Origin of the sequence: Alkalibacter mobilis (genome assembly GCF_015594845.1) — a bacterium.
In the GTDB taxonomy this organism is placed as follows: domain Bacteria; phylum Bacillota; class Clostridia; order Eubacteriales; family Alkalibacteraceae; genus Alkalibacter; species Alkalibacter mobilis.
This window is the reverse complement of the sequence record NZ_JADNRK010000032.1, coordinates 1-18,374: the sequence shown is the minus strand read 5'-3', so window position 1 is coordinate 18,374 and position 18,374 is coordinate 1. Positions and strand designations below refer to the sequence as shown.

Annotated in this window: 17 protein-coding genes and 2 riboswitches; of the genes, 10 read left to right on the top strand and 7 right to left on the bottom strand. The window is 36.9% G+C overall.

All coding sequences use genetic code 11. From position 1 onward, the window contains the following. Window positions 1-187: 187 nt before the first annotated feature. A riboswitch (cyclic di-AMP (ydaO/yuaA leader) is annotated at window positions 188-331 on the top strand. Window positions 332-532: 201 nt separating this feature from the next. The 5 genes from ehuB (IWB18_RS11285) (at window position 533) to ehuA (ending at window position 4,916) form a co-directional block, all read left to right on the top strand. Next, window positions 533-1,405, top strand: coding sequence for an ectoine/hydroxyectoine ABC transporter substrate-binding protein EhuB (gene ehuB, locus IWB18_RS11285; RefSeq protein WP_195683728.1), 873 nt, complete (start codon window positions 533-535; stop codon window positions 1,403-1,405). 159 nt (window positions 1,406-1,564) lie between these two features. Continuing rightward, a riboswitch (cyclic di-AMP (ydaO/yuaA leader) is annotated at window positions 1,565-1,710 on the top strand. Between the two features lie 209 nt (window positions 1,711-1,919). Beyond that, window positions 1,920-2,792 carry an ectoine/hydroxyectoine ABC transporter substrate-binding protein EhuB gene (gene ehuB, locus IWB18_RS11280; RefSeq protein ID WP_195683727.1) on the top strand — a complete coding sequence of 291 codons (873 nt, stop codon included), beginning with the start codon at window positions 1,920-1,922 and terminating at the stop codon, window positions 2,790-2,792. Window positions 2,793-2,822: 30 nt separating this feature from the next. Beyond that, window positions 2,823-3,467: an ectoine/hydroxyectoine ABC transporter permease subunit EhuC gene (gene ehuC / locus IWB18_RS11275; protein WP_195683726.1), complete on the top strand. Its 645-nt coding sequence runs from the start codon at window positions 2,823-2,825 to the stop codon at window positions 3,465-3,467. Window position 3,468: 1 nt separating this feature from the next. Continuing rightward, entirely contained in the window at window positions 3,469-4,119 is a 651-nt protein-coding gene (ehuD, locus tag IWB18_RS11270; protein WP_195683725.1) for an ectoine/hydroxyectoine ABC transporter permease subunit EhuD, read from the top strand. 17 nt (window positions 4,120-4,136) lie between these two features. Then, window positions 4,137-4,916 (top strand): ectoine/hydroxyectoine ABC transporter ATP-binding protein EhuA, encoded by a 780-nt coding sequence (gene ehuA / locus IWB18_RS11265; protein WP_207740826.1) that lies wholly within the window; start codon window positions 4,137-4,139, stop codon window positions 4,914-4,916. Window positions 4,917-4,968: 52 nt separating this feature from the next. Here the strand turns inward: ehuA and IWB18_RS11260 are convergent, their stop codons facing one another. The 6 genes from IWB18_RS11260 to IWB18_RS11235 all read right to left on the bottom strand — a co-directional run bounded on the left by IWB18_RS11260 (window position 4,969) and on the right by IWB18_RS11235 (window position 12,534). Beyond that, window positions 4,969-6,414 (bottom strand): TrkH family potassium uptake protein, encoded by a 1,446-nt coding sequence (locus IWB18_RS11260; protein WP_195683724.1) that lies wholly within the window; start codon window positions 6,412-6,414, stop codon window positions 4,969-4,971. Beyond that, window positions 6,365-7,762, bottom strand: a complete 1,398-nt coding sequence (trkA, locus tag IWB18_RS11255) for a Trk system potassium transporter TrkA (RefSeq protein WP_207740827.1) — start codon at window positions 7,760-7,762, stop codon at window positions 6,365-6,367. The genes IWB18_RS11260 and trkA overlap by 50 nt, the downstream gene beginning before the upstream one ends. A 120-nt stretch (window positions 7,763-7,882) precedes the next feature. Continuing rightward, the gene (locus tag IWB18_RS11250) at window positions 7,883-9,901 is read right to left on the bottom strand and encodes a penicillin-binding transpeptidase domain-containing protein (protein ID WP_195683722.1); all 2,019 of its coding nucleotides are present in this window, start codon (window positions 9,899-9,901) and stop codon (window positions 7,883-7,885) included. A 123-nt stretch (window positions 9,902-10,024) separates the two neighbouring features. Then, entirely contained in the window at window positions 10,025-10,519 is a 495-nt protein-coding gene (purE, locus tag IWB18_RS11245; RefSeq protein ID WP_195683721.1) for a 5-(carboxyamino)imidazole ribonucleotide mutase, read from the bottom strand. A 14-nt stretch (window positions 10,520-10,533) separates the two neighbouring features. Continuing rightward, window positions 10,534-11,700, bottom strand: coding sequence for a 5-(carboxyamino)imidazole ribonucleotide synthase (gene purK, locus IWB18_RS11240; protein ID WP_195683720.1), 1,167 nt, complete (start codon window positions 11,698-11,700; stop codon window positions 10,534-10,536). Window positions 11,701-11,886: 186 nt separating this feature from the next. After that, the gene (locus tag IWB18_RS11235) at window positions 11,887-12,534 is read right to left on the bottom strand and encodes a TetR/AcrR family transcriptional regulator (RefSeq protein WP_195683719.1); all 648 of its coding nucleotides are present in this window, start codon (window positions 12,532-12,534) and stop codon (window positions 11,887-11,889) included. Between the two features lie 239 nt (window positions 12,535-12,773). On the opposite strand from IWB18_RS11235, the gene IWB18_RS11230 reads away from it, so the two are divergent. Both IWB18_RS11230 and IWB18_RS11225 read left to right on the top strand, forming a co-directional pair. Then, a complete protein-coding gene (locus IWB18_RS11230; RefSeq protein ID WP_195683718.1) occupies window positions 12,774-13,922 on the top strand; it encodes a uroporphyrinogen decarboxylase family protein in 1,149 nt (382 codons plus the stop codon). 13 nt (window positions 13,923-13,935) lie between these two features. Beyond that, window positions 13,936-14,079, top strand: a complete 144-nt coding sequence (locus IWB18_RS11225) for a hypothetical protein (protein ID WP_195683717.1) — start codon at window positions 13,936-13,938, stop codon at window positions 14,077-14,079. 45 nt (window positions 14,080-14,124) lie between these two features. On the opposite strand, the gene IWB18_RS11220 is transcribed toward IWB18_RS11225, so the two are convergent. After that, on the bottom strand, window positions 14,125-14,445 hold the full coding sequence (locus IWB18_RS11220; RefSeq protein ID WP_207740825.1) for a DUF305 domain-containing protein: 321 nt from the start codon (window positions 14,443-14,445) through the stop codon (window positions 14,125-14,127). Window positions 14,446-14,733: 288 nt separating this feature from the next. Here IWB18_RS11220 and IWB18_RS11215 point away from each other — a divergent pair, with 288 nt between their 5' ends. The 3 genes from IWB18_RS11215 to IWB18_RS11205 all read left to right on the top strand — a co-directional run bounded on the left by IWB18_RS11215 (window position 14,734) and on the right by IWB18_RS11205 (window position 18,176). Then, window positions 14,734-15,561 (top strand): endonuclease VIII, encoded by an 828-nt coding sequence (locus IWB18_RS11215; protein ID WP_195683716.1) that lies wholly within the window; start codon window positions 14,734-14,736, stop codon window positions 15,559-15,561. A 308-nt stretch (window positions 15,562-15,869) separates the two neighbouring features. After that, complete coding sequence (locus IWB18_RS11210) at window positions 15,870-17,111, top strand: hypothetical protein (RefSeq protein ID WP_195683715.1); 1,242 nt, start codon at window positions 15,870-15,872, stop codon at window positions 17,109-17,111. A 36-nt stretch (window positions 17,112-17,147) separates the two neighbouring features. Continuing rightward, a complete protein-coding gene (locus IWB18_RS11205; RefSeq protein WP_195683714.1) occupies window positions 17,148-18,176 on the top strand; it encodes an aminomethyltransferase family protein in 1,029 nt (342 codons plus the stop codon). Window positions 18,177-18,374: the final 198 nt, after the last annotated feature.

The following is an 18,374-nucleotide window of genomic DNA, read 5'->3' as shown; positions in this document are numbered from 1 at the left end:
ACCTTATAGGTCTTTAACTGCTCTTGCGACAAAGTGATCCATCCTTTTTTCATATTTTCAGTTTAATAGAATGTGACATTTTATCAAGTGAATCTAAAGGTGACATTATCACAAGTTAACAACAAATGACAAATGATAAATTTGACATGAAAGTAGCTAGATGTTAAGATAATAAGGCAATTAACTCAGTAATTATTTGCTTAATTTCCCAAAAGGAAAACGGGGGAACCAAGTTGGCAATCATTTGCCTTGGGGTGAATCGCAATTTTGCGTAGGGCAGTCATAAGTCCGAATCCGTCAGCTAACCTCGTAAGCGCATGTGACAATAATATTTTGATATTGTTTTTTTTGAAAATCAATTTGTACGCAAGTGTTTAAAGAATTCTTTTGGGCTTTATTTTCTGTGTTTGCACTCAGAGAATATAGCTCTTTTTTATTTGTCAATTTATCACGAAGTGGAATTCTGAAATTTATATCATCTTTAGGGATACAAAATTTTTGCTGGGTTACATAAAAACTGGAGGATGATAAAATGAAGAAAAAAACTGGAAGAAAAATTTTGATTGCTGGGATCCTATTTGCTTTAATATTAGCAATCAGCGGTTGCGGAGGTTCCGAAGAACTTACCACACTGGAAAAAGCCAAAAGAGACGGATATGTGACTGTAGGTTTTCATAATGAAGATCCTTATGCTTATGAAGACTCGAATGGAGTTTTGACAGGGCAAGCGGTAGAGGTTGCACGAGCCGTATTAAAGAATATGGGAATTGATGAAATGAAAGGAGTTTTAACTGAATTTGGATCGCTAATTCCCGGGCTTAACGCAGGAAGACTGGACATTATTACTGCAGGTATGTATATAACTCCGGAAAGAGCTGAACAAGTTAGTTTTGCCAATCCAGATATGACGGTAGGAGAAGCGTTGGTGGTAAAAAAAGGGAATCCGTTGAATTTAAAGAGTTATGAAGATATTGTGAATCATGAAACAGCAAAAGTAGTCATACTAAGCGGAGTCATTGAAAATGATTATTTAATTAAATCAGGGATGCCTGAAGACAGAATAGTAAATGTTCCTGATGTGGCATCAGCTTTGTCGGCACTTAGAACTGGAAGAGCTGATGTATGGAATGCTACCAGCCCCACGGTACAGGCCGCACTTGATTCAGCAAACGATTCTGATTTAGAGAGAGTTTCGGATTTTGAACAGCCGATCATTGATGGTAAAAGTGCTGCAGGTTACGGAGCAGCAGCATTTAGAAAAGAAGACCAGGATTTTGTAGATGCATTTAATGTCGAACTTGAAAAAATCAAAGAATCTGGTGAATTATTGGAAATCATTAAGCCATTTGGATTTGGTAAGTCCGAATTGCCCGGAGATGTAACTGTAGAAGATTTACTCAAGTAATTACAATCTTTATAAAAGATGTGCCTCTCGATCACAGGTTATTAAAAGGTGCATCTTTTATTAAAGTAATGAAGATTAGTTGAATTGATTAATCTTGATTAAATGGAAAATATTTGACAAATATAATTATACATGATAAAATGTATTGGTAATTGACTCAGTAATTATTTGCTTAATTTCCCAAAAGGAAAACGGGGGAACCAAGTTGGCAATTATTTGCCGTAAGGGGTGAATCGCAATTTTGCGTAGGGCAGTCATAAGTCCGAATCCGTCAGCTAACCTCGTAAGCGCATGTGACAATAATACTTTTGATAGTGGTTTGTTTTTTTGAAAACCCATTTGTACGCAGGTGTTTAAAAGAATTCTTTTTGGGCTATATTTAATGTATATAAATTACATTGAATACAGCTCTTTTTTATTTTCTGATTATTAAACTGTATTTTTTCGTAGTTTATTATCATCTTTTATGGGAGAAAGATATTTGCTGAGTTACCAAAATAAGGAGGATAATTAGATGAAGAAAAAAACAAGAAATAAGATTATTATCGCAGGAATTTTAATGTCGTTGGTTTTTGCAGTCAGTGGTTGTGGTGGATCAAGCGATCAAACTACCTTAGAGAGAGCGCAAAGTGAAGGGTCAGTGACGATCGGTTTTGCAAATGAAAAACCATATGCATATGAAACAACTGACGGGGTTTTGACAGGTGAAGCTGTTGAAGTAGCACGAGCAGTCCTTAAAAACTTGGGTATCGAGGAACTTAATGGTGAGTTGACAGAATTTGGTTCACTTATACCAGGACTAAATGCAAAGAGATTTGACATGATAACGGCAGGAATGTTTATCACACCCGAAAGAGCGCAAGAGGTAAGTTTTGCTAATCCTGAGTACTCTGTAGGAGAAGCAATAGCAGTCAAAAAAGGAAATCCTTTGGGTATAACAAGTTATGAGGATATCGCCAATCACGAAACGGCCAAAGTTGCGGTTCCCGGTGGCGCTATCGAGTATGACTACTTAGTAAAATCCGGTGTTCCTGAAGATAGGATCGTAACGGTGCCGGATATGCCATCTGCTTTGTCGGCACTTCAATCTGGACGAGCTGATGTTATAACTGCCACAGGTCCGTCTTTGCAAGCAACATTAGACACTGCCAACGATACAGAAATAGAAAGAGTGATGGAGTTCACTCAACCTGTTATTGACGGTGAAAGTGTAGTCGGATACGGAGCAACGGCTTTCAGAAAAGAAGACCAGGATTTTGTGGACGCATTTAATGCTGAACTGGCAAAACTACAGGAATCCGGTGAACTTTTGGAAATCATTGAACCATTTGGATTTACTGAAGCGGAATTACCCGGTGATGTAACTGTTGAAGATTTGATCAAGTAGGTTGGTATCGGGAAAGGAAGTGAATAACGCATGAGCACGATTGAACTGCTTTTTGCGCTTTTAAAAGGATTGAGAGTTACCTTGACGGTTGCTTTCTTTGCCATAGCATTGGCATTTGTTTTGTCTTTTGTTGTTGGTTTTGGCCGATTATCCAAGATTAAATTTATTCGAGCTATCTCAACTATTTACGTTGAGGTAATCCGGGGAACATCTTTATTGGTTCAGTTATTTTGGATATATTTTGCATTACCGATAATTGGAATCAGAATGACGGCTATGATGGCTGGAATAATAGCACTTGGGTTAAACGGCGGAGCCTACGGTTCGGAAATTGTCAGAAGTTCTATAATATCTGTTCCCGTAGGACAAACTGAAGCATCCATAGCCTTAAACTTTACGCCGAGACAAAGGATGTGGAGAATAATATTGCCACAGGCATTTGTAATGATGTTGCCGGGTTTTGGTAATTTGCAGATTGAAATATTAAAGGGGACAGCGTTGGTTTCCCTTATTACACTTGGAGATTTGACGTACAGAGCCAATGTTATAAATGCATCTACAATGGAAACTACAAAAATATTTACGATTCTTTTGCTTATCTATTTCCTTATTGCCTGGCCTATGACCAGGGGTATAGAGTGGATAGAAAAGAAATTGACAGTAGGGAGGTATTGATATGTGGGATTGGTCATTTGCATTGGAAATCCTTCCTGAAATAGTATCGGCTCTAAAAATAACTATAAGTGCTACATTTGCAGGATTTGCGGTGGCTTTGGTTCTTGGCTTGATATTGACACTTTTAAGAAGATCAGACAAGGTGATAATATCAAAAGCTGCTCAAGGATTTATAGAGTTTATTAGAAATACCCCCATACTTGTTCAGTTGTATTTTATCTTTTATGTATTTCCTGAATTTGGGTTGTCTTTAAGTCCCTTCGCAGCAGGTGTGGTCGGTCTTGGATTGCATTACAGTACGTATCTGTCTGAAGTTTACAGGAGCGGTATAGATGCAGTGCCACAGGGCCAGTGGGAAGTTGGGACCGCTTTAAATTTCTCTAAAACTCAGATCTGGACAAAGATCATAATACCTCAGGCGGTACCGCCTGTAGTACCGGTTTTGGGGAATTATTTATTGACAATGTTTAAGGAAACACCCTTATTGTCTGCAATCACGCTGGTAGAAATACTACAAACTGCGAAAATCATTGGATCCAGATCATTTAGATATTTGGAGGCATTCTCCATTGTCGGATTGCTGTTTCTACTGTTGAGTTATCCGTCTTCATTATTGATTCAGAGATTGGATAAAAAACTTAATAGAAGATAAAGGAAAGGAACATTTACATGAAAGAAAATATTTTGGTTAAATACAACGATATACATAAATCATATGGTGATTTGGAAGTCTTGAAAGGAATAAATTTGGGAATACATGAAGGTGAAAAAGTTGCTTTGATAGGACCAAGTGGATCAGGGAAAACTACTTTAGCCAGGTTGCTTATGACCTTGGAAGAACCTACCAAGGGAACTATTGAAGTTGACGGTAAACTTTTATGGCATGAAGAAGTAAATGGGAAATTGCAAAGAGCAAGCGAAAAACATCTTCACGAAGTTAGAGGAAACATAGGCATGGTATTCCAGCATTTTCATTTATTTCCACATATGACAGTCCTTGAAAATGTTATGGAGGCCCCAATTAGTGTATTGGGGATGAAAAAGGAAGATGCAAAAAAAGACGCGCAAGAGATGCTTGACAAAGTTGGATTGATAGACAAGGTCGACACTTATCCTGCTCAGTTGTCAGGTGGTCAGAAACAGAGAGTAGCGATAGCTCGTGCACTGGTAATGAGACCAAAGATCATGATATTTGATGAGCCAACGTCAGCTTTGGATCCTGAGTTGGTTGGAGAGGTACTTGATGTAATAAAAGATATTGCAAAAGAAGGTAAGATGGGTATGCTTTTAATAACCCATGAGATGGATTTTGCCATGGATATTGCGGATAGAGTGGTTTTCTTTGATGAAGGAATTATACTGGAGCAAGGGCCACCGAAAGAATTGCTTAATAATCCTAAAACTGAAAGATTACAAACATTTTTAAGTAGATTTATGAATGCAAACTAAACTATAAATTCAAAGGCACGTCAGTTTAACTGACGTGCCTTAAACAATTTCATTAACTTTCAGCAGTCCATCTACTAGGGACGATCAATGCCAAAACTGTAAACAATTCAAGACGTCCCAACAGCATTAAGAATGAAAACAACAATTTAGCCGGTATTGAAAAATCTGCAAAGTTTTTAGTAGGCCCTACCAGACCAAATCCTGGGCCTATATTATTCAATGTGGCGGCTACTGATGAAAAAGAGCTGACTAAGTCTATGCCTTCAAGAGATATAAGAAGGGTACCAACTATAAACACTATGACGTGAAGAGCAAGGAAGCTGTTGACCCTTGCCACTATATCGTTTGAGATGGCTTTCTTACCTATTTTTACAGGGGAATAAGCTCTAGGGTGAAATATCTTCGATATTTCACGCTTGATAAGCTTTAAAAGCACTAACACACGAATTACTTTCATACCACCGGCAGTAGATCCTGCGCTACCACCTATGAACATCAATACAAAAAGTATGATTTTGCTGAAAGTAGGCCAAAGATCGAAATCAGCAGTTGAATAACCTGTTGTAGTCATTATCGAACTCACTTGAAAAAATGAATCTCTAAAAGAAACGAACAAATTTCCATATTTAGTAAGAAATAAATTCAACGTTATAAATAACACCGAGCCAACTATGAACTTTATATATAAACGGAGCTCGTTGTCATAAAAAATGTCCTTGAATCTTCTTGTATACAAGAAAAAGTGCAACGAAAAATTTATACCGGAAAGTACCATGAAAATCCCAATTACAAAATGTATATAGGAATTGAATTCTGACACGCTGCTATTGTAAACGCCGAAGCCGCCAGTTCCCACTGTTCCAAAAGTATAAACTGAAGCATCGAATAAACTCATTCCACCCAAAAGTAAAAAAACTATTTCCAACAGTGTAAGAGAAATATACGAAATGTAAAGCGCTCTGGCGGTATCTTTTATTTTTGGAGCCAGTTTTCCTGCAACAGGGCCAGGACTTTCAGCTTTAAAAAGATGAAAACTCCCCATACCCAATGCAGGAAGAAGTGCTACGGTAAATACAAGTATCCCCATTCCACCTATCCAGTGCGTAAATGAACGCCAGAATTGTATGCTTTTTTCAAGGATTTCCACATCTCTGATAACCGAAGCACCAGTCGTGGTGAATCCAGATATTGTTTCAAAAATGGCATCTGCGAAAGTAGGCAAACTCCCTGATAAAAAGAGAGGAAATGCTCCTATGATAGAGATTGCAACCCAACCAAAAGTTACTATTGCAAGGCCCTCTTTTGCGCGAATTTCCTTATTTGCAACATTGATTTTTGACAAGAAAAAACCTAAAATCAATGTAACTGTTATTGTGATTAAAAATGAGGTTTTGGCATTTTCGTTCAATGCTGCTGCAATCAAGAAAGCCGGCAGCATCAAAAAGGAATCAATTATCAGTATCGAACCCAGGATTTTTGCTACGATTCCATAGTTCACTAAATAGTCCTCCTTTGCCGCGTTTAAACAGTGATTTAAGACTTTCGATATCCTCAGAAAGGGTAAAGACCACTATTCTGTCATTAGCCCGTATTATAGAGTTTCCGTTTGGTATAACAACTTCGCCGTCATGAATTATCGCTCCAATTATTAAACCTTTCGGTAAATTTAACTTGTAAATAGGCTTATCAATATAAGGCATATCAGCAGTAGCAATTATTTCAGTTACTTCGCCATTGCCGCCCAATAGTAACGAAACCGATGCAACTTTCCCGCCTCTTACAAATTTTAATATGTTGCTGGCAGTAATATTCACAGGGTTGATCGCTACATCAATATCCAGTTTGTCAATGATTTTTGTATAATTTTGTCGACTTACCTTGGCAATTGTTTTGTTCACTCCAAATTGTTTTGCCATCAAAGCCATTAGAAGATTTTGCTCATCGAAGCCCGTGACCCCGACAAAAGCATCCATGTTTTGAATATTTTCTTCTTCAAGAAGAGTGATATCTGTTCCATCTCCGTCTATGACCAGTACATGATCTAATGATTCAGCCAGGCGCTTGACCTTTTTTATGTTTTGCTCAATAATGGTAACTCTTACTTTGGATTTGGCCAATTCCTTGGCTAGATAATATCCTACATTGCCCCCACCGAGTATTAAAGCATTTTCTACTCTTTTTTCGGTTCCTCTAAGTTTGTATAATTTGCTTAATTTCTCGATATGTTCACTAACACCCAAAACGTAAATAACGTCATCTGGTTCTATGACAGTGAAACCGTTGGGAATTATCAAATTACCCTGTCTGGAGACAGCTGTTATTAAAAGATTATCGAGCCCTTGTATTTCAGAGAGCTTCTTGCCGACAAAATTGTGTAAATTACCAACACAAAAATCTATCATCTTTACTTTGCCGCTGGCAAATTCTCCGGAGTAAAAGACAACATTTTTTAAAAGATACTTGGCAATCGTGTTTGCCGTTGCCAAATCGGGATTGATTATCAAATCGATCCCCAATTCGTCCCTTACAAAATCGAGCTGCTCCATGTATTCAGGATCGCGAATTCTTGCGATGGTTTGCTTGCAACCAAGCTTTTTTGCAAAGGTGCAAATTATGGAATTTGTTGAATCACTTTCAGTTGAGGCAACTAAAATATCAAACTTTTCTATGTTTAGATCTTTGAGTGTGGAGACATTTATTCCGCTAGCGACAACTGTCATGACGTCCAGATGTTCATTAACATTATCAATTACCAATTGATTTTCGTCAACCAATGTAACATCCATATTTTCATGGTTCATAATTCCGGCCAATCTAACTCCCAGTTTTCCGGCTCCCACGATCATTACTTTCAATTTAAAACCTCCAAATATCAAAATGAGACTAAATATTCATGATAAACTAAAAACTGACATAAAACAAGAGTTTTGAACATCTAATTAATAATAATTTAAAAACCTATGGTATCAATAAGATGATATGAATGCTTTTACTTTAGTAACAGTTAATGAGCTGCCGCCGCGTCCTTGTACGTTTTCCAACATCATTGTAGTAATATATGGTGTAGTACTGCTCTGATCGATTGCTACAAACCATCCGAGTTCATCTTTTGTACTTGAGTTTGTGCTATTGGTAATTTCAGCAGTACCGGTTTTTCCGGCGATTTTCTTATTAGGAAGATAAGCACCATGACCTGTACCGTAGGGGAGGGTCACAGTTTTTTCCAGTAAGTCTAGAATTGTAGAAGCAGTGTCAGAAGTAATTGCATCGTGATATGTTGGAGATCCTTCCGTGTGAACGATCATTGGTTCTACTGTTTTGCCGTTGTTAACAAATGCAGAGTAAGCCTTGGGCATGTTCAACACATTTACCATTACCTCGCCTTGACCATAACCGCTGTCTGCCAATAACAGCTCGTCACTGATACTGTCATTGTTTGCAACTTGAGAATCTTTAAAATTCATATCAACAGCAAGACTTGCTCCAATTCCAAAATCTGAAGCCTTATCTAAAAGTGTACTTTCACCAATTTCGAGAGCCAAATTTGCAAAAAATATGTTGTCCGAATAGATCATTGCTTTTTCCAAATTTATCTCTCCGTTTATTTCATTGACTCTTGTTACATAATAGCCGCCCCATGAAGAGTCCTTTTGCCACTGCTTGCCAATTATTTCAATAGAATAATTTGAGTCGACTATTTCTTCATTCAAGGCAATTGAAGCAGTTATTGGTTTGAATATAGAACCCGGAGAGTATGTAGACGTAAATCTATTAACAAGTGGTTTATCGGTATCCTTCTCCAACTCCGAATATTCGGTAGATGACATGCCGAGTATGAATTTGTTTGGATCATACGACGGAGCACTAACAAGAGCAATTATTTCGCCTGTTTCATAATTCATCACCGAAGCTACGCCGCTTTCTTCATTAAACTGAGAATATAATTTTTTTTGGATCTCTGCGTCGATATTCAATGTAAAATTTTCACCGTCAACTTTTGGGGACTCGATAAGCACTATCTTGTCATTTCCCGAATTATCCCTAAGTGAAAGCTTGAAGCCCGGGATGCCACGGAGTTTTTCATCAAGGACCTTCTCAAGTCCGGTTCTACCAATTTTGTCATTTTCGTCAAAACCTACGGATGAAAGAGTTGTGATCTCATCGGAGGTCGGATAAGCAAGATACCCCGTTAAGTGCCCTGCAGATTCTTTGTATGGATAAACTCTATCCAATATTTCCCTGTAAGTAGCGCCATTATTCTTTGAGTTGATTTCTTTGATTACAGGCAAATAATCCCTCGATACTTTTATCAAGTCAACAAACGTTTCGTCTCCTACCCATGATAACGATAGCCTGTCGTTTATATATTTTTCAGATATGCCAAATGCACTCGAAATTTCTGAAATTATTTGAGAGCGCATGTCACCAAGCCTTCCGGGGACGAGCCCAATCTGTAGAACGTATCCATTTTGTGCCAAAGCTTTGCCGTTGATATCGTAGATTTCTCCACGGACAGGTTTCTGGTAAGTCCTTTTGAGATTGTCACCTGGAGTGAAATCAGGCCATATCAAATCGTAATCCCAGTCGATTGACCATTCGCCGGTATCATCTGATTTAACTGCCTTAAAGCTGGAAGTAAATTCAACGTCGCCCTCCGGTATTGTAAATGCAGCCGTAAATGGAAGAATCGCATCATTTTCCAAATCCTCAAAATCTTGGCTGGAGGATTGGGTTTTTACGGATATTTCAGCAGCGCCCAAGCTTTCATAAAATGATTTATAAGTCTTTATAAAATCATCCTTGGAAATTGTTGATTTATCATCTTCAGAAAGTAAAGAGTACATTTTTTCGTAATTTTTATCTTCCCAATAATTTCTGAAATCATCAAATGTTTCCCAGGGATTTTCATTTTTGGAACATCCTGTTATAGTTAGCATGATTAATAAAAATAATATCAAAGTAGTATATAAGCTATTTCTATTCATATGAACCTCCAAATATTAATTTAAATCAATTATAACACAAAATTTAATCTGTAACGATGTTATGACAAGCTGCTAAGGTTAGTACAGGCTATAAAAAAAGCCGAATAAACATCGGCTTGGCAATTAATTATTAGAATTTTCAAGTTTGGCTGCTTTTTTAAGCACTGTAGACTCCATGTCTCTTTTGTAATTTTTGATTTTTTCAGCTAGTTTAGAGTCTGAAATAGATAAGATCTGCGCAGCAAGTATGCCAGCATTTTTTGATCCGTTTATCGCTACAGTGGCAACAGGAACTCCCGGGGGCATTTGTACTATGGAGTATAATGAATCTATCCCGTCCATGCTTCTGCTTTTTACAGGCACTCCTATAACAGGGAGATCAGTTATGGCTGCAACCATTCCAGGCAAATGAGCAGCACCGCCTGCACCGGCAATGATTACTTTCAAGCCACGATTTCGGGCACTATCGGCATATTCATACATTCGAGTGGGAGTTCTATGAGCTGATACTATCGTCATCTCAAATGATATGCCAAACTCTTTCAGTACGGAAGCGGCTTCTTCCATAACATTAAGATCCGAATCGCTTCCCATTATTATTCCTACCAAAGGTTTCATTAAATCACTCCATTCTATTGATTTTGTGAGACTATTTTTAAGAAAGATTCTGCTTTATCGGCATTCTTTCTAGCATCTGACAATGAATTGGATACTACTGTATAATGACCCATTTTTCTGAAAGGTTTTGTCTCTGATTTCCCATAAATGTGAAGGCTCAATCCTTCGATTTTAAGCGCATCCTCGATCCCCAGGATCAAAGGTTTTCCAGAGTGATTATCACTGCCCAAAAGATTTCTCATAACGACTGGAGTCAACAACTTTGTACTTCCAAGAGGTAGTCCCAAGATTGCTCTAATGTGATTTTCAAACTGTGAGGTAACACATGCTTCAATGGTATAGTGACCTGAATTATGGGGTCTCGGGGCTACTTCGTTGATCAAAACATTGCCGAACTCGTCGACAAACATTTCCACGCAGAGAATACCTGCACCGTCAAACAATTCACAGATACGCATTCCTAGTTTTGCGGCTTCTTTGCTTTGGTCTTCGGTTATATTGGCCGGAACTGAAGTTTCGTACAATATACTGTCTTTATGTATGTTTTCGCATATCGGATAAACCTTGATTTCGCCATTCGTTGATCTACAGGTGAGAACTGATATTTCTTTTTTAAAATTCACAAATTTTTCCGCATATAGAAAATTATTGTCTCCACCCAGAGATCGATATGCTTCCAGCAAACTGGATTCTGATTCAACAAGGAAATTGCCTTTGCCGTCATAAGCCCCCGTAGCACTTTTCAACATAAACGGGTAACCATAGGTATCGCCTGCAATCATCATATCGTTCATATTTTCAATTTTTGAAAAAGGACCCAGAGGGATATCGTTGTCTTTCAAAAAAACTTTTTGTTCGTATTTGTTTTGTATAATTCTCAAGCTTTCTGCCTTTGGATACACAGTGTATCCGGAATTTTCTAGTGATGCCAGAGAATCTGTTGAAATATGTTCAAATTCACAAGTTAAAATATCGGTTTTTGATGCCAAATCTTCAAGAGCCTTACTGTCATGAAATCCCGCCTTTATAAAATCAGTGGAGAGATAGCATGCAGGGCATTCGGAACTGGGATCCAGAACAGTTGTATGGATACCAAGGGTACTGGCGGCATTAATCATCATTTTACCCAATTGACCACCACCGATAATTCCAACTTTATTGGATAGGGGATTAGTATTCATTGTTATATCCTTTCAAAATCGAGATAGTATAATAAATTATTTTATCATGAAAACATGAATGATTCAACGATATAGAGTCAAGATGTTCGGATTTTAACGAACGATAAGTTGTCAAAACTTATTAAAGTAAAGATGTATGAAAATTTAGAATTAAAAAAACAGAAGATCAAAATCTTCTGTCGAAATTCAAATCAAGAATTTGAGATCGCTGTAATCCAGAGAATTGTATATTGAAATGGAATCCATGAACATGCTGTCGATAAAGTGTTGATTCAGTTTGAGCATTCTTGGTATTAACCCATTTAAAGTCGAAACAATATCATGAATTGAAAGGTTGATGTTACCGTCAAAATATTGCAGTAAAAATTCTCTTCTAGCTCCAAAATCCATTAAAACGTACGCATCAAATAATTCTTTGGAGATAATCACGTTATTGTCTTCAACGTATTTATAATAAGTTTTTGTAGTATATTTGTTTAAAATTCTATAATTTGAGCCGTGTTTCATCACTTCAAGGTAAACCCTTCTATTATTGGGATTTGTTAAAATTATGTGATAGTATATTCTTGAAGTTACAGCATGAGATAATATGGAATTAGAAAAAATTTCAGGTTTGTTTCTATAAAGAAAAAATTCTATGTCATTCAGAAAATCATGATAAATAGACCTGATTATTTCCTCTTTTTTCTTAAAATAGTAATGAACCAGGCTAACGGGAACGTTGCTTTTGTCGGCTATTTTTTTTATAGTGCAGTTTGCGTAACCTTCTTCATATAGTAAAATTTTTGCATTCCTGTATATAATATCTTTTTTGCTTGTTTTTTTGTTTTCCATTGAGATTCCTCTTTTCGATCCTTATCAAACATATGTTATCATAAAAATTTGCCATCATCAAACACTATTGAAAATGTTGATTAATATGATTTATAATCAATTTATGGCATTGTTTAAATTGAATTATATACAAATTAAACTGATTTTACAAGATGATAATCAGAAATATATTTACAAAGTAAAACGGTTTCACTATAATTGAATTAAGGATCATACAAATTTGATTTAGGAGGATTATGATGAAATTATCAGCAGAGCAAAGAACCGAAATGCTAAAAAAAGCGATAATGTGTGAACAGCCTGAAAGGGTCCCTGTAGTCAGCAAGGCAGAGCCTTCATATGCAATTCAATATGCTGGTTACGATCTAAAAAAAGCACAATGGGATCCGGCAACAATAGTTAAGGCAACTGACAAGATGTACACCGACATATATTGTGATGCGGGAGGGAATATGCCAAGATTTCCTTTGGTTTACAAGACAAATGGATCAAAAGCATTTGTACCAAGAGAATCAGATAATTTTGTTCAGCATCCTGAGGTAACCGGATTGCTTGCGGAAGAATATGATCAATACATAAAAGATCCGTTTAAGTGCATAGTCGAAACTGTAATGCCCAGACTTTACCCAAAGCTGGCTGTTGGAGGAATCGAAGGAGGACTAAATCTTTTAAGAGCCATGATTGCGGATAATCAGTCCAAAGCTGAATATTTGGGCGGTCTTGCAGAAATCGGAAAAAAACACGGGATAATTAATATACGAAGAGGTGCCATTGAAGCACCATTTGATTTTGTTGCCGATCTTTTAAGGGGATTTACCGGAGTTTCAATGGATATCAGAAGAGATCCGGCAAGATTACAGGCAGCAGCTGAAGCCACTTTGCCGTTGATGTATAAATTGGGGAAAATTTTGAATCCGACTCCCGGTACCATACCTTCATTGTTCATACCGCTCCACATGCCTTCATATATGAGGACAAAGGATTTTGAAAAACTGTATTGGCCAACCTTCAAGAAGATGGTTGATATGTTTATAGCTGATGGTTATACTCTTCAGATATTTTTCGAGAAAAACTGGGAAAGATATTACGATTATTTGCAGGAAATGCCGAAAGGTGTCATCGCTTATTTTGAAGAGGACGATATGGGCGTTGTAAAAGAGAAAATCGGAAAGAATGTATGCATAATGGGCAATTACCCTATAACTATGCTTAGATTAAATACCAAACAGCAATGTATAGACAAAGCCAAGGAAATAATTGACAAAGCTGCTCCAGGGGGAGGATATTTGTTCTGCATGGATAAATCCATACTTACCTTGGATGATGCCAAACCGGAAAATTTGATAGCAGTAAGCGAATTTGTTCATGAATATGGAGTCTATAAATAAGGGGAGGGTAACGATGAAACTAAACAGCGAATTATTAAAATATTGGGATGATGCTCCTGTAGAGGGCTACAAGCCGGAAGACGAAGATATAGTCAAAGAACCCTTGAATAAAGTTGAAGATCAACTTTTCGCCTTCGTCATGAGCTTGATGTACTAACAAAAAACATAAGGGACGGTTCTTTTTGTTTGAACCGTCCTTTTTCTACTCTTTTTCCAGTTCTTCAATTAATTTTTTCACTTTTTCAAGTTCATTTTTCTGAGCTTCTATTATATCATCAGTAAGTTCTCTAACCCGTTTTTCAAAGATATTGGCACGTTCACTGGTTAAAATAGCAACAGAATGATGCGGTATCATCGCTTTCATATATGAGACATCGTCAATTATAACTTGTCTTCGAATTAGAAATAAAGAAAGTCCAAAGATTATGACATTTGCTATTAAGATTCCTATATTAAGTCGACTATTCTTTGACATATGTAGCATAAATACCAGCATTAATATTGACATTGTTGCTCCCATCATTAAAGCCATATACATTTTCGTTTCACTAAATCATGCATGTTCAATCTCATAAGTATTCAAATACATAAAAATCATCATAATAATTGGCGATGTTAAAATCATGCCAAAAAATTTGACATAAATTTTCATCATAGTCCCCTTCTATTTGATAACATAGATCTACCCAACAAATTCAATGATATTCAATTTAAGAAAATTTCAATAGATTGTGTTTGAGTTAGCAGATAGAAATATAGCTAAAGTTTACAAGTCGGTGAGATGGATATAAATTGACTGGGAGGTGTTATCATGATTGAAATACCTGAAGCTTGCGTTATAGCAGGAGAATTAAAGGATTCTATTTGTGATAGAAAAATCTTGTCGGTAAAAATGAATAGTACTCCTCATAAGTTTGCTTTTTACACAGGAGAAGTGGGAAATTATAGTCATTTACTCATCGGAAAATATTTTGATGATGCAGTTTTCTATGGTGGAATGGTCGAATTGAAATCTCAGTCGGTTCGTTTGGTATTTTCAGACGGTGTAAAACTCAGAATGCACGAAAAAGGATCCAAATTGCCTCAAAAACATCAAATGCTTCTTGAGTTTTCTGATGGCTTGTCTTTAAGTGCTTCTATACAGATGTATGGTGGATTATGGTGTTTTGAAGAAGGGACTTTTGAAAATGATTATAGAAGTTCTGCCTTGAAGAAACCGTCTCCACTTTGTCCTGAATTCAATGAAAAATACTTCAGTAAACTGATTGAAACTGATAGAGTACAAAAGATCAGTTTAAAAGCATTTTTAGCGACTGAACAAAGAATTCCTGGTTTTGGAAATGGTGTGCTTCAGGATATATTGTGGAGTTCAAAGTTGCATCCTAAACGAAAAGTAGGGACTCTAGAAAAGGAAGAAAAGGACAGATTGTTTTGCAAAATCAAGGAACTCTTAAAACTAATGGCCATGCTTGGAGGAAGAGATACTGAAGAAGATATATTCGGACAACATGGAGGATATTTGACACGAATGAGCAGGCTGCATGCGCACGAGGGGTGTGCAGTATGCGGTGGAGAAATTTTGAAAGAACCATATATGGGAGGAAGCATATATTATTGCCCAATATGTCAGGAAATATAATAAATTGGTATAAGTTAAGGGACGATGGGTAATGATCGTTCCTTTTTATTGTAAAAACACAAAATGACACTTAAAAACTAATTAAATTCGATAAATTTTTGTCACGCAGTGTTACAAAAGTTTAAAAAGGGTAAATTATAAGAAAGTGGTAATATATATAAAAATTATAAAAAGATGAGATGTAATTGTGGCGTTGTAAATCGAAAATGAATTTGGAGTTGTTCAGTTGGGAGGTGTTCAATGAATATGATAAGTTTTATATGTTATGCGGAGGAACATATTGAGATGATTTTGAAAGGAGAAAAAAGATGAGTGGAAAAATTGACGAAAGGCTTCCAAGAGACATTGGAGAAGGAGCACTTCCTAATCATGCATCAGTAAAAACACCTTGGGATAAGTTAATTTCACTGCACGATGCTGCAAATTATGCGTCAAGATATGGTGCTGTGATAGGAGCAGCTTTGATGCAGGCTTTACGAATTCTTGTACCTGATTACGTTGAAAGAACCACGGCAATGTGTAAAAATGCATACGAAAGACTTACCCAGGCATTTCGTAGCGGAATAGCTCCATATTCAATGGATATGCTAAATATTCATCCGTTTTGCAGAGGCAACTTTGTGGGAGGATTAAACGGAGATAACGGTGACGAGGGACTCTTGATGTGCGGTAGAGTCAATGATTTTGGATCATATCGTGTAGAAAAAGAATTGGATCGGTGTGATTGGGATATAATTGGAACAGAACTATGTCGTGCTACAGTTTTATCTCTACAAGGTGTGGCAGATGTTGAGGCTGAATATTTGCGACCTGGTCCTCACCTTGAATATCACATGGTGGAGGCAAAAGGGAATGGAGAACTTCACTGCCGTATCGTGGCAGAGTGTCGTAAAAAGTATCCTATGCCTGAAACGGAAATATGGAAGAGGATCGGACCTGTCGCCACAGGGGATCAAATTAAATTTACACCTGAAGAAGACATCTTAAAAGAGCCAATGGTATTCCGAGAAGAATGTGATTACAAATATATTAGTGGTTTATGTACAGAACAAAATGCTGCTTCAAATGTTTACCCGATAGTGACGATGTCAAATGGATCTACATATATACTTCCGGTTATTTATGATCTGATCAAAAAGGGCAAGCTTGAAGAAAAGTTTGTTGATCACGTTATTAAATGTGTTTGTGAAGCATCTGGTAAAGCTGCCTTTGGAGAATTTTACGCTAAAGAAGGATTGAGAGATTGGTTGGGAGCACCAAAAGACATGAATGATGGTAGACTGATGGGTGCTCATATCGAGATGATTTTGAAATGTCTCAGGATCTCATATGAAATCGAGTCGTTTAATAAGGAAGAAGTTATCTACGTAATAGATCGAAATGCCTTGGCAAATAATATGCCAAAAATGGTGAATGCATATATTTCTACTTGGTATGGAATGACAAAAACTTTAGTAAACGCCCAGTGGGCGCTCTGGGAAGAAGTAGATAATACACCGGGAGAGAAACTTCGTATAAAGATTGCAAAAAGAATCGACAAATTCAGTTGATAATTTAGTATTTTGAGTGAAAGGAGACTATGGATAATGTTTAAAAACGTTTATAAATACGACGACATGAAGCGCAGGGAACACATGGCTGTCAGAAAGACTGTAGGTTGGTATTTGTGGACCCATCAATTACTTGAAGTAAAAGGAAATGATGCAGACAAATTTTTGGATTTGATATACCCAAAGTCCATATCCAATTTAAAAGTCGGTAACGGTAGATATACCACCATGCTAAATGAGCAGGCAGAAATAATTGACGACGTCATTGTTTTTCGTATTGAAGATCAAAAATTCTGGGTTTCCACGTTGTTTTTAACCAAGCTGCAATCATGGTTAAGTTTTCACAAGGGTGATTTTAATGTTGAATTTGAAAATATTACCCCCAAATATCATATGTATGCAGTTCAAGGACCTCAATCTAAGGATTTGATAAACGCATTGGCGGACAATGATGTGTCGCATGAGCAATTACTAAGTATTAATGACAATTTAATTGATGGAATTCCAGTTAAGATAAGTCGTGCTGGTTTTACAGGTGAAAAATTTGGTTTTGAAATTTATATACCAGTAGAAAAAGCAGATGAGATGGAAAAAAAGATCAGATCTAAAGGAGAACCATTTGGCGCTGTGGAGATAACTGAAATTCAAATTATGGCATGGACTTTGCCAACAGAGGCTGGATTTTACTATATGAGAGACTTGATGCATACAAATCCATTCGAAGTAGGCTTAAATCATGGAATAGATTGGGAAAAAAACTTCATAGGGAAGGAAGCGCTTTTAGAAATCAAACTAAGTGGACCCACTAGGGAAATGGTAGGATTCACTATGGAAGAGTCGGACGTCCATATAATAGGCAAGGATTTAGGAGGACCGGGAGCTCCGGTTTTATTAAATGGAAAAGAGGTAGGTCGCGTTTCTAAGTTTAATTACAGTTACGTTTTGGAAAAGTGCGTAGGATACATTTTAGCTGAAAAAGATATAGTGAAGCCGGGTGATCATGTAGCAATCAAAACCCATGATGCTGTAATCGCTGAAATACCCTTTTACAACTATAAAATCTAACGAAGAATAATTTTAAAAAATAGATCAAAAAGTATTATTCAGTGACTATGGAAACCAAATGGATCCCATGGTTGTATATAACCATGGGATAGAGCCAGCTTTTCCATAGAATAGAGCAAGTCTGTTCACGGAATTGAGCCACCTGTTCCATGGTGAGAGCCACCAACTGTATAATAAGATTATGCACCTAAAGGTGTA